The following is an 11,567-nucleotide window of genomic DNA, read 5'->3' as shown; positions in this document are numbered from 1 at the left end:
GTATGGCTACATTCTAGCGGACTCGCGCTCCATGGTGGAGGCGGAAAGGGGACGATGATGTACCGGGAACGGCTGGAACTGACCGATCGCGTCGCGGTGGTCACGGGCGGCTCGCGGGGGATCGGCCTGGCGGTCGTCACCGCGCTCGTCGAATTCGGCGCGCGCGTGGTGATCGCCGATGTGCTCGATGACGCCGGCACCGCGGCGGCGGAGTCGTTCGCGGACGGGCGCGTGACCTACCTGCACCTCGACGTGACCGACGAGTCCGCGGTCGAGGCGGCGTTCGCCGACGTCGCGCGGCGACTGGGTTCGGTCGACATCCTCGTGACCTCGGCCGGCATCGCCAACCACCAGCCCTCGCTCGAGCTCGGCCGCGAGACGTGGGATCGCGTGCTGGCCGTCAACGCCACCGGCACCTTCTGGTGCGCCCGCGAAGCGGCCCGGCAGATGGGCGAGCGCGGCGGGTCGATCGTCGCGATCGGGTCGATGTCGGGCGAGCTCGCCAACGCCCCGCAGCGTCAGGCGGCTTACAACGCGTCGAAGGGCGCCGTGCACCTGGCGGTGAAGTCGCTCGCGATCGAGTTCGCCGAGCAGAACATCCGCGTCAACGCTGTCGCTCCCGGCTACGTCGGCACCGAGCTGACGAAGGAGGGCGTACCCGGCGAGTGGTGGGACGACTGGGTGCGGCGCACGCCGATGGGCCGCCTCGGCGCTCCCGAGGAGATCGGTTCGCTCGTGGCCTTCTTGGCATCGGATGCCGCCTCGTACATGACCGGCTCGGTCGTGCTGATCGACGGCGGTTACGCCGCCTGGTGAGCCATCGAAGCGGCCCCGGCCGGCCTGCGGGTCGGTCGGGTCCGCTTCGGCGACCGGGCGCGGGTCAGACCCCGGCGCCCACCACCGGCACGGCGGCGCGCACCTCGTGCGTCCCCGCCTCGACCGCGCGCCGCAGGCCCGGAAGCTCGACGACGGCGCGCACCCCGACGGGCACGGTGCAGGTGAGCACGACCTCGGGGCCCTCGACGCGCCAACGCACCGAGATCTCGCCGAACGGCGTGCGAACGGCCGCCTCGGCATGGTCGATGCCCGTTCCGATCACCCGCGGCGCGATCAACGCCTCGCGCCACCCGGGGGCCAGCGGAGCGAGCCCCGCGACGGTGCCGTAGAGCCAGTCGTCGAGCGTTCCGAGGAAGTAGTGCCCGCGCGAGCGGGACTCCTCTTTCCAGTGCTCCCAGAGCGAGGTCGCGCCGCGTTCGACCCAGAAGCCCCAGCTCGGGAAGGTGGTCTGCAGCGCCACCGCCACCGCCACGTCGACGTGGCCGAATCGCGTGAGCTGGGGGAGGAGGTGCTTGGTCGCCAGCGCCCCGGTCGAGAGGTGGTGGTCGCGCTCGACGACGTCGCGGGCGAGACGGTCCGCGGCGGCCTGCCGTACGGGCTCGGGCAGCACGTCGAAGGCGAGCGCGAGCGCGGTGTGCGCCTGGCGGTACCCCGCGTCGCCCGTTCCGCGCACCTCGGCGGTGTCGGCGTCCCAGAACCGCCTGACGAATGCCCGGCGCGACACTTCCGCGGCGCGCTCCCACTCGGTCGGGTCGTGCCCCAGCACCCGTGCCATGCGCGCCGCCGCGTCGCACATCGCGACGACGAACGCCGTCGCGGATACGCGGGTGTCTTCCGGGGCGTTTCCGCCGCCGGCATCCGTCTCGGGACTCACCCAGTCGCCCAGGGTGGTGTCGAAGATCCCGTCGACGCCGCGCCCCAGCTCGAAGCGGAGGTAGTCGCGCGCGTCGGGCCAGACGTCGGCGAGAACGCGCTCGTCGCCGCGCTGACGATAGATCTCCCACGGCACCAGCAGCAGCGCCGAATGCCAGGTCGGGGCGGGCGACCAGTCCAGGTGCCATCCGCCGTGCGGCGCGATCACCTCGGGTGCCCCCTCGCCGTGGCGTGAGGCGGCGACGTCGTCGACCCACTTGGCGAGCAGTTCGTGCACGTCGAGGTTGAGCAGCATCATCTCGGCCCCCACCATGCCGTCGCCGGTCCAGCCGTTCTTCTCGTACTTGGGGGTATCGGTGGGCAGGCCGTGCAGGTTGTTGAGGATGGTGCGCACGGTCAGCTCGTGCAGGGTGTCGAGCAGTGCCGACGAGCTGGCGAAACGGCCCGTGCGCGCCGCTCGGGTGTGCACGATGCGCGCGCGCAGCGTCGGGAGCCGTCGCGCGCGCACCTCGACGTGCTGGAAGCCGTGCCACGTGAATCGCGGATGCCAGTGCACCGGCGTCTCGCCGAGCGTCAGCCGATCGGTCTGGAACCGTCCGTCGAAGTAGCCCTTCTCGTCGTCGGAGTTGGGCGTGCCGTCGGCGCGCAAGGACTCGCCGAAACGAAGTTCGATCGTCGCGCCGGGGTCGGCTTCGGCCTCGACCTCCACCCAGCCGGCGATCACGCGGGGGAACGACACGACCCATCGGTCTTCGCCGAGACGGGTGACGGAGGCGGGCTCGAGCAGCTCGCCCTCGACGATCGGCGGCTGCCGCTGCGCCACCGCTCGCCCGTGCGGTCCGTCGGCCGGGGTCGCCGGCATCCATCCCTCGTCGTCGAACGCGGCGGTGCTCCAGCCGAGCTTCTCGCGACCGGCGTCGTAGTCCTCTCCGGCGTACAGGTCGTCGAAGATCGTGGGGCCGGATGCCGTGCGCCAGTCCGATCCGCTCACCACGACGTGCTCGCCGTGCTCGTCGCGCATCACCAGCAGCACCCGCGCGCAGGGCTCGGCGTGCCACGGCGCGCGCTCCCAGTCCCAGGTGTTGCGCCCGCGCATGCCGAAGAACCCCCGGCCGAGCTCGAGACCCAGCGCGTGGCGGCCCGGACCGAGACGGCCGGTGACGTCGGTGACCGTGTACTGCGCCGTGACGTCGTAGTCGGTGAAGCCGGGGGCGAGCACCCCGTTGCCGACCTCGAGGCCGTCGAGCTCGACGCGGGCCAGGCCGCCCGCGGCGACGACGAGGTAGGCCTCGCTGACGCCGGCGGGCACCTCGAAGACGGTGCGCAGCAGGGGGGCAGCGACGGCGTCGGCAGGCCCGCCGATGAATCGCGCACCGCGGAAGTCGTCGTCGACGAGCGCCGTGACGAAGGTGCCGGTCGCGACGCCGTCGCCGGCGGTCGTGGTGACCACGACACGCCATTCGTAGCGGCGGAGGGGGCGCAGCGCGGGCCCGGCGTAGACGACGTCGACGCTGCGGTCGGAGTCGACGCGCCCGCTGGTCCACACCACGCCCTCGTCGTCGGCCACGCTGAGGCGGTACGCGAGTTGGCGCGTGGCGGGAGCGTCGGCGTGCAGCGTCCAGCCGAACCGGGGATGCGAGCCCACACCCACCGGGTCGACGGCGCGTTCGACCGTGAGGTCGTCGACGGTGATCACGAGCCGACCCGCAGCTGCGCGAGTTCCGGGGCGCCGGCCCAGTCGGCATCCACCGCTGCTTCGACCTCGGGGTGCGTCGCGAAGAACCGCCCGAGGGGCACGGGGCGGTCCTGCGGGCGCGTCTGCTTCTGGTTGATCTCGCCCAGCAGGCTCCAGCGGCGGTCGCCGAGCTCGCTCGGCTCGGCGGGCGCGTCGGCGTACGCGGTGTAGTCGAAGACGTCGACGGCGTCGTGCGCGCGGACGATGCCGAGGCGGAATTCGGCGTTCATGAACCACGTCACGGTCTCGCCGGCGCGAGACCCCTGCACGCCCGAACCCGTCTGCTCGAGCAGGTACGATAGGCCCTCGTTGTCGGGGTGACGGTCGCGCCACTCCTCGCCGAAGCGGTCGATGGTGGTGACCTGCAGGTCGCTCCAGGTCTCGCGCAGGCCCCTGAGCCATCCGGTCCACGCGTCGAGCGTCGAGGGGTCATGGGCGAGCCCGCGGGCGACCTCGCTGATCTCGTAGTTCACCGTGAGCCACCCCAGGCCGTTGCGCTCCACGTTGCGGTCGTTCAGGTGCGCCTCGCTCGTGGCGTACAGCTCGCGGAGCGCGTCTTCGCGCGGCAGGCGGTGCAGGGTCTCGATGGGACCGAGTCCGAGCCGCGAGTTGAACTCCGACGACATGCCGGCACCGCGCGCCGCGACCAGGTCGACCGTCCAGCCGTCGAGTTGCACGGCGTCGATGCGGTCGCCTCCGCGGCCGGGCACGAGGAAGTGCCGGCGCGACGGGTAGTAGGGGTACGCGATGGATCCGTCGCCGTCCTGCAGATCGATGTCGAACTGGCTCCAGATGTTGCCCTGAACGGTCCGGATGCCGAGATCCCTGGCCCCCGCGATGTTGTCCGCCGACAAGAACCCGGCCACGAGCGCGGTGGTGGGGCGGTCGAACTGCGCGTGCAGGAGGTCGACGGCATCCGAGATGTCGCGGGCGACGTCGTCTCGCGAGCCGTAGAGGTTCGCGAAGAAGCCACCGGGGACGAAGGTGATGTCGTCGCCGTGCTCCGCGGCGATGCGGGCCAGGGTGCGGCGGATGTCGCGGTAGCGCGGGGAGTCGTCGGTCAGTGCGCCCCACGACAGGGCCCAGGTGAGAGAGGCGTCGGGGACCGCCGCGCGAATGGCGTCCGAGAAGCGTTCGACGAGGGCGGCCGAGTGCAGCTCCGTCTCGTCGTCCCAGAGGGACCTGTCGCGCGTCGCTTCGATCTGATGCCGGCGCACGATGGTGTTGATGGTCAGCCGGCGGCCGAGGGGCGTCGAGGGGGAGGTCATGAGGCGACACACTAATCGGGGAGAGAAGCCCGTGCGTAGTCTCGCTAGCAAAATTACCGTCGAGCGTGAGCGAATTTCGGTCCGCGGTAGCGATTGCGGAGATTTTGTGTAGTATCGCTACCAACGTACTCCGGCGCAGCGTGGTGACCGGTGATCGATGGAGATAGGGGACGAGCCATGGCCAAGTGGCTGAAGCAGACGGCGATCGCAGCCGTCGCACTGACCGCGGTCGGCACGCTCAGCGCGTGCTCCGGAAGCACGGGCGGCGGTTCGACCGAGCTCAGCTTCATGATGTGGGGCGACGGGGGTGACACTCAAACCGCTTACGAAGACGTGATCGCGAAGTTCGAGGACGCCAACCCCGACATCACGATCAACGCCGAGTTCTTCAACACCAACGACTACGACAACATCCTCAAGACGCGCCTGTCGGGCGGTGCCGGTCCCGACGTCTACGGCTTCGACCTCGGCAACATCAAGACGTTCGTCGACGACGGCTTCGCCGCCGACCTCTCCGACGGCGGCGAGAGCTACCTCTCCAAGCTCACCCCCGAGGCGGCGAAGGACAGCCAGCGAGAGGGCGGCACCTACAACCTGCCGATCTCGCTCTCGGGCAACGGCATCATCTACAACAAGGCGCTGTTCGAGAAGGCGGGCATCGCCGAGCCGCCCACCACCTACACCGACCTGCTCGCCGACTCCAAGAAGCTGTCGGATGCCGGCGTCATCCCCTTCGCGATGAGCGCGCAGGACAACTGGTGGCCGCAGTTCATCGTGTACTACGCCCTCGCCGAGCACGGCGCCAACGAGGAACTCGGCGAGAAGATGGCGGCAGGCGAAGCCACGTTCTCCGACAGCAAGCCGTGGGTGGAAGCGCTCGACGTCGTGCGCGATCTCACGCCCTACTACATGCCCAACCCGGTCGGCACGAGCCAGACCGCCGCGCAGTCGGCGTTCCTCGGGGGTGAGGCGGCGATGTTCCCGGCGACCTGGATCCTCTCCGACGCCCGTGAGGCCGGCCTCGACCTCGGTTACATGAACTTCCCGACAGTCGAACAGCCGACCGACGACCTGTGGGGTACCTACCAGGTGCGTTTCGGCGTGAACCCGAACAACGGCGACGCGAAGCTCGCGGCGTCGCAGAGGTTCCTCGACTTCTTCCTCCAGGATGACACCTACAGCGAGTTCCTGTCGAAGGTGAAGCTGTTCCCCACCACCACCGGTGTCGAGATCGGCGCCGACGTCGATCCGCTGTTCCCCGACATGCAGGCGGCGTGGGAGGGCAAGACCTTCGTCGCGGCCTTCTCGCCGACCGACCCGAGCATCCAGGACGCGCTCCTGGTCGGACTGCAGAACCTCATCGCCGGACAGAAGAGCACGGAACAGGTCCTGTCCGACCTCGACCTCGCGCTCGAGCAGTACCGCGCCAACAACAGCTGACACCTCCCCACGACGCCCCGCTCCGCGTTCGCGCGGAGCGGGGCGCTTTCGTCGAAAGGCACACCGCCCATGAACCGTCTCGCCACCACCGCCGTCTCCGCCGCCGCACTGTCAGTGCTCGCAGCAGCCACCCTCACCGGCTGCTCCGCGGGGTCCGCCTCCGACCGGAACAGCTTGAGCTTCCTGATGTGGGGTGACGGGGGAGACACTCAGAAGGCCTATGAGAAGGTCATCGACGCGTTCGAAGCCGAGAACCCCGGCGTGACCGTCAACGCCGAATTCGTCAACACGAACGACTATGACAACGTCCTCAAGACCCGTCTCGCCGGCGGTGCGGGTCCCGACGTCTACGGCTTCGACCCGAAGAACATCACCGACTTCGTGCGCGACGGCTTCGCCGCCGACCTCTCCGGAGCCTCGTTCTTCTCCGGCCTCGATGACGCTGCGCAGCAGGAGGCTCGGCGCGGGTCCGACGGAGACGCCGCGTACGCCGTGCCGATCTCGCAGTCGGGCAACGGCATCATCTACAACACCGAACTCTTCGCGCAGGCGGGGATCACCGCGGTGCCGCAGACCTACGACGAGCTCAAGGCGACGGCAGAGAAGCTGTCGGCGGCGGGGATCACCCCGTTCGCGATGAGCGCGCAAGACAGCTGGTGGCCGCAGTTCATCGCGTACTACGCGATGGCGCAGCACGTCTTCCCCGACGACGCCGACGCGATCGACGAGCTGCTCGACGGCGAGCGCACCTTCGCCGACATCCCCGGTTACGCCCAGGCGCTCGAGGTCGTCAAGGACCTCGTGCCCTACTACATGCCCGATCCGCTCGGCACGAACCAGTCGGCGGCGAAGTCGGCGTTCCTCAGCGGTCAGGCTGCCATGTTCCCGGCGACCTGGATCCTGGCCGACGCCCGCGCGGCGGGGGTCGAGCCCGGCTACATGAACTTCCCGACCGTCGACGGCGACGTCGCCGACATGTGGGGCAGCTACCTGGTGCAGTGGGGCGTGAACCCCGGCAACGGCAAGGTCGGCGCGGCCGAGAAGTTCATCGACTTCTTCTTCCAGAACGCGACCTACACCGAGTTCCTCACGGCGGTGAAGGCGTTCCCCACCACCTCGGGGGTCGACGTGACCGCCAACGACCCGCTCTTCCCCGACATGGTGGCCGCCTGGGAAGGCAAGACCTTCCGCCCGATCGTGATCCCCGCGCACCCGCAGCTGCAGGAGACCCTGCTGGTCGGCATGCAGAACCTCATCGCCGGCCGGACCGATGTCGACGCCGTGATCGGGGAGCTCGACGCGTCGCTGGTCGAGGTCCGCGCGAACGCGGAATGACCCCGGATGCCGCGGTCTCGAGCCGCGGCATCCGCCGATCGGTAGCTCGGCTACGCGATCGTGGCGATGGACGCCGGATCGGGCATCGCACGGGTGCAGTTTGCCCTCAGAGATGTAGTATGGCTACACAACGAGAACGAGGATGTGCTTGTGACCTCCCTGCTGACGATCAGCGATGATCGCACCACCGCGATGTTCGACCCCGCCACGGGTGCCCTGGTGGCTCTCGAAGGCGCGGATGCCGACGCCGCGCTGCTGCGCGGAGGTGATTCCCGCGCGTCGCTGTTCGTGTTGGAGGTACCGCGCGGCGGCGATCGCACCGTGGTCGTGGACGCGTCCGCCCAAGTGCTGACCCCCGTCGAGCAACCTGGTACCGGCGACCTGCGCCTGACGTGGCGCAACCCGATCGCCTCCACGGGCGAGCATCTCGCCGGCGAGATCGCCATCGACGCGCGCGTCCGCGACGGCGCGTTGCGCTTGTCGCTCACGTTCCGCTTCGACGAGGCGAACGTCGAGGCCGTGCGGTTCCCCTCGCTCAGCGGCATCCGGTCGCTCGACGGAGCACTGGAACTGCGCGGTGTCGACTACTCGACGGGCACGCGGGTCTCATTGCTGCCCGTGTTCGACTCGAACGCCCCGTACTGGGGCACCCTGTACCCGGACTACGCCAGCGGCAACCTGCGCCCCGAGCTGGTGGGCACGCCCACCTCTCCTTTCGTCGTCCTCGCGGGGGCATCGGGCGGACTCACCGTGCAGCCCGCCGCGCGCACCTCGGAGTTCATCGGGTGGCGGGCGAGTCTCGTGCCCGGTTTCGACGACAGTCTGCGCCGCACGGCGGGCGACGACGCGGCCGTCACGCTCGACGCGATCCACTTCCCCGCGGGGCAGGGACTCTCGGGCAGTCTTCCCGAGATGGCCGTCGTCCCTTTTTCCGGCGAGTGGCAGCGCGGGCTCGACGCCTACCTACCGACGCAGAAGCCCACCCGGCATTCCGAAGCGGCGTGGCTGTCGGAGCCGCGAGCCTGGCTGCAGGTGCAGCTCATGTCGACCGAGGGCGAGCCGCGCTACGACTTCGACGCGCTCATCGACGTCATCGAGGAGTGCGCGCGAGACGGCATCGGCGCCATCCAGATCGTCGGGTGGAACGAGGGCGGTCAGGACGGTCTCGTGCCGCAGCACCGGCCGGCCGAGAAGCTCGGCGGAGAGGCCGGCCTGCGGCGCGCTCTGGCCCGAGCCCGCGAGCTCGACGTCGCCACCGTGCTCTACGTGAAGTACGTGTGGGTCGAGAAGCCCGGTCCGCTGTGGGACGAGCTCGAGCCCTTCGTCTCGCGTGACGTCAACGGTCAGCCCTACGCCCAGCCCGGGCCGGTCTATCACTCCTCGCGCAAGAGGTACGGCATCGCGACCCCCTGGTACGTGCCCCTGTGCTTCGGCGTCGAGGCGCTGCGTCGACGCTTCGCCGATGAGGTCGTGCAGATGGCGGAATGGGGAGCCGACGGCATCCTGGCGGACGAATCCCTGTACCACGGGCGTGCGCTGCTGTGCTTCGCCGACGGCCACGGGCACGAGGTGGGTGCCAGCGCCTTCACGTGGGACGACGCCTTCGTCGAGGACATCCGGGAGGCGCTGGGCGAGCGCGGGCGCACCTTCGTGATCGCCGCCGAAGGCGCCTACGACGATCAGTTCGCGCACTACGACGTGTCGTACTTCCGTAGCGCCTCGCCGACGCACCGTCCGCTCGGACGCATGCTGCGCCCGGATGCGCGCATCGTCACCGCCCTCACCGGCTTCGACGATCGCTCGATGATCGCCCAATGCCTTCTCTACGGCTACGCGATCAGCCTCGAGCCGTTCAACTTCAAGGGCCGCCCGGGCGACATGCCCGCGACGGTCGACCTGGCCCGCCGAGCGGAGCACCTGCGCGATCGTCATCGCGACGAGCTCTGGAACGGCCGGTTCGTCACGGATCACGACATCCGCGCCACACGCGACGACGGCGGAGAGCACGACCTGCTGTCCGTATGGGAGGGGCCCGACGGGCGTCGCCTCGTCGTCGTGGCCAGCTACGACGACGCCCCTCTGACCCTGCACCTGCGCGGGATCGGCGACGCCGACACCGACGACATCGACGGACGCACCGCCCGCCTCTCCGGCGGTCGCGTCGAGGTGCCCGCGCGCAGCGCCGTGGTCGTCATCCCCCTCTCCGACTCGATTGGAACGCCATGAGCAGCACACGCGTCGAGGACCCGCGGGTCCTCGCCCTGGACGACCCCACCGCCACACAGGCGGTGACCACGCGCTCGCTGAAGTCGCGGCTATGGACGGGCCGCAGTTCGGCGGGCAAATTCTGGATCGCCGTCGCACCCGCCCTCGTGCTCTACGTCGTCTTCACCGTCTACCCGATGGGCCAGGTGATCGTCGCGAGCTTCACCGATGCGCGCGGCTTCAACCGCGCGTGGGATTTCGTGGGAGTCGCGAACTTCGTGCGCATCTTCTCGGGCGACCCGGTGCTGATGGAGGCGATCGGCAACACCGCGATCTACGGCTTCTTCAAGATCGTCGTGCAGACCATCCTGGCGTTCCTCATCGCCGTGCTGCTTCATCGCCAGCTGCGGCTCGGCAACATCTACCGCGCGATCTTCTTCGCTCCGATGGTCATTTCGCCCGTCGCGATCGTGTTCACGTGGAGCTTCATGTACGACCCGACCTCGGGCACGTTCAACACGCTGCTGCGCAGCGTCGGGCTCGGCGGTCTCGCTCAGGACTGGCTCGGCAACTACGACCTGGCCCTGTACAGCGTCATCCTCGTCGACCTGTGGAGCGGCCTCGGGTTCAACGTCGTGATCTTCCTCGCGGGGCTCTCCACGATCCCCGGCGAGATCCTCGAGGCGGCCAAGGTCGACGGAGCTCGCGGCTGGAAGGCGATGCGCTTCATCACGATCCCGCTGATGATCCCTTCGATCGGCCTGGTGCTGGTGCTGTCGATCAACGGCGCGCTGAGGGCCTTCGACACCGTCTATCTGATGACTCGAGGGGGACCGGGCAATTCGACCCAGCTCTTCATGACGCAGGTGTTCCAAGAGGGCTTGGTCAACAACAACTTCGGTTACGCCTCGGCGATGGCCGTGCTCGTGCTGATCGTGCTCATCGCGATCGCGGCCGTGCAGAACAAGCTGAACAACCGCGTCGCCGCCGAGGAGGGAAACCGATGACCACCAGCACCAGCGCCAGCCCGCGCATCACGACGCGTTCCGCGATGCGCCTGGCCCGTCGCCTGCCGATCAACCTGCTGCTGATCGTGCTCAGCATCGCGATGATCTATCCGATCGTCATCATCGTCATCACTGCGTTCAAGCCGAACCTCGAGGTGCTGACCAACCCGACCGGGCTGCCGCAGGCGCCCACCTTCGACAACTTCGTCACCTCGTGGCAGGACGCAGGCTTCGCGAACCTGTTCTTCAACTCGGTGCTGCTGACGGTGGTCAGCATGACCGTCGCGACCTTCGTCGCCGCCCTGGCGTCGTACGCGATCGTGCGGCAGGCCACACGCATCGGCTCCGGCGTCTACCTGCTGCTGGCCGCCGGCATCTTCCTGCCGATGCAGCTCGCGCTGGTGCCGCAGTTCCGGGTCGTGCGCGACCTCGGTCTCATCAACAACTACGCGGGCGTCATCCTCATCTACATCGCGGGAGCCCTCCCGTTCGGGGTGTTCCTCATGGCGGCGTTCATGCGCCAGGTTCCCAAGGAGATCGTCGAAGCCGCCGTCATCGACGGCGCGGGCTACTTCACCCTGTTCCGCCGCATCTTTTTGCCGCTCGCGCGCCCCGCGATCGCGACGTTCTGGGTGCTGCAGGGGGTGGGCATCTGGAACGACTACCTCGTGCCGCAGCTGCTGCTCACCGACCCGTCGAAGCGGACGCTGACCACCGGCGTGCTGTACTTCAAGGCCCAGTACCTCGCCGATTGGGGCAACATCATGGCGGCCGTGCTCATCATGAGCCTGCCGATCCTGCTGCTGTTCGTCTTCGCGCAGCGCTTCTTCGTCAGCGGCCTGTATGCCGGGGCGGTGAAGTGACCGC

At 69.1% G+C, this 11,567-nt stretch carries 8 protein-coding genes; 6 read left to right on the top strand and 2 right to left on the bottom strand.

Annotated elements, in window-relative coordinates:
- Positions 1 to 57 precede the first annotated feature (57 nt).
- Positions 58 to 816 (top strand): SDR family NAD(P)-dependent oxidoreductase, encoded by a 759-nt coding sequence (locus tag FS769_RS03170; protein WP_144829260.1) that lies wholly within the window; start codon positions 58 to 60, stop codon positions 814 to 816.
- A 64-nt stretch (positions 817 to 880) separates the two neighbouring features.
- Here the strand turns inward: FS769_RS03170 and FS769_RS03165 are convergent, their stop codons facing one another.
- Together FS769_RS03165 and FS769_RS03160 are read right to left on the bottom strand one after the other, a co-directional pair.
- Positions 881 to 3,406: a family 78 glycoside hydrolase catalytic domain gene (locus tag FS769_RS03165; protein ID WP_186325402.1), complete on the bottom strand. Its 2,526-nt coding sequence runs from the start codon at positions 3,404 to 3,406 to the stop codon at positions 881 to 883.
- Positions 3,403 to 4,713, bottom strand: a complete 1,311-nt coding sequence (locus FS769_RS03160; protein WP_144829254.1) for a DUF3863 domain-containing protein — start codon at positions 4,711 to 4,713, stop codon at positions 3,403 to 3,405. The genes FS769_RS03165 and FS769_RS03160 overlap by 4 nt, the downstream gene beginning before the upstream one ends.
- Positions 4,714 to 4,890: 177 nt before the next feature.
- Here FS769_RS03160 and FS769_RS03155 point away from each other — a divergent pair, with 177 nt between their 5' ends.
- The 5 genes from FS769_RS03155 (at position 4,891) to FS769_RS03135 (ending at position 11,563) form a co-directional block, all read left to right on the top strand.
- Positions 4,891 to 6,153: an ABC transporter substrate-binding protein gene (locus FS769_RS03155; protein ID WP_144829250.1), complete on the top strand. Its 1,263-nt coding sequence runs from the start codon at positions 4,891 to 4,893 to the stop codon at positions 6,151 to 6,153.
- 69 nt (positions 6,154 to 6,222) lie between these two features.
- Positions 6,223 to 7,488, top strand: coding sequence for an ABC transporter substrate-binding protein (locus tag FS769_RS03150; RefSeq protein ID WP_144829247.1), 1,266 nt, complete (start codon positions 6,223 to 6,225; stop codon positions 7,486 to 7,488).
- Positions 7,489 to 7,638: 150 nt separating this feature from the next.
- Complete coding sequence (locus FS769_RS03145; protein ID WP_144829245.1) at positions 7,639 to 9,714, top strand: DUF6259 domain-containing protein; 2,076 nt, start codon at positions 7,639 to 7,641, stop codon at positions 9,712 to 9,714.
- Positions 9,711 to 10,700 (top strand): carbohydrate ABC transporter permease, encoded by a 990-nt coding sequence (locus FS769_RS03140; protein ID WP_144829242.1) that lies wholly within the window; start codon positions 9,711 to 9,713, stop codon positions 10,698 to 10,700. The genes FS769_RS03145 and FS769_RS03140 overlap by 4 nt, the downstream gene beginning before the upstream one ends.
- Positions 10,697 to 11,563 carry a carbohydrate ABC transporter permease gene (locus tag FS769_RS03135; protein ID WP_144829239.1) on the top strand — a complete coding sequence of 289 codons (867 nt, stop codon included), beginning with the start codon at positions 10,697 to 10,699 and terminating at the stop codon, positions 11,561 to 11,563. The genes FS769_RS03140 and FS769_RS03135 overlap by 4 nt, the downstream gene beginning before the upstream one ends.
- The last annotated feature ends 4 nt before the right edge of the window (positions 11,564 to 11,567 follow it).

Source organism: Microbacterium sp. BH-3-3-3, from assembly GCF_007679045.1.
Lineage (GTDB): Bacteria > Actinomycetota > Actinomycetes > Actinomycetales > Microbacteriaceae > Microbacterium > Microbacterium algihabitans.
The sequence above is the reverse complement of the archived record's forward strand: the minus strand, read 5'-3'. Positions and strand labels throughout refer to the sequence as shown.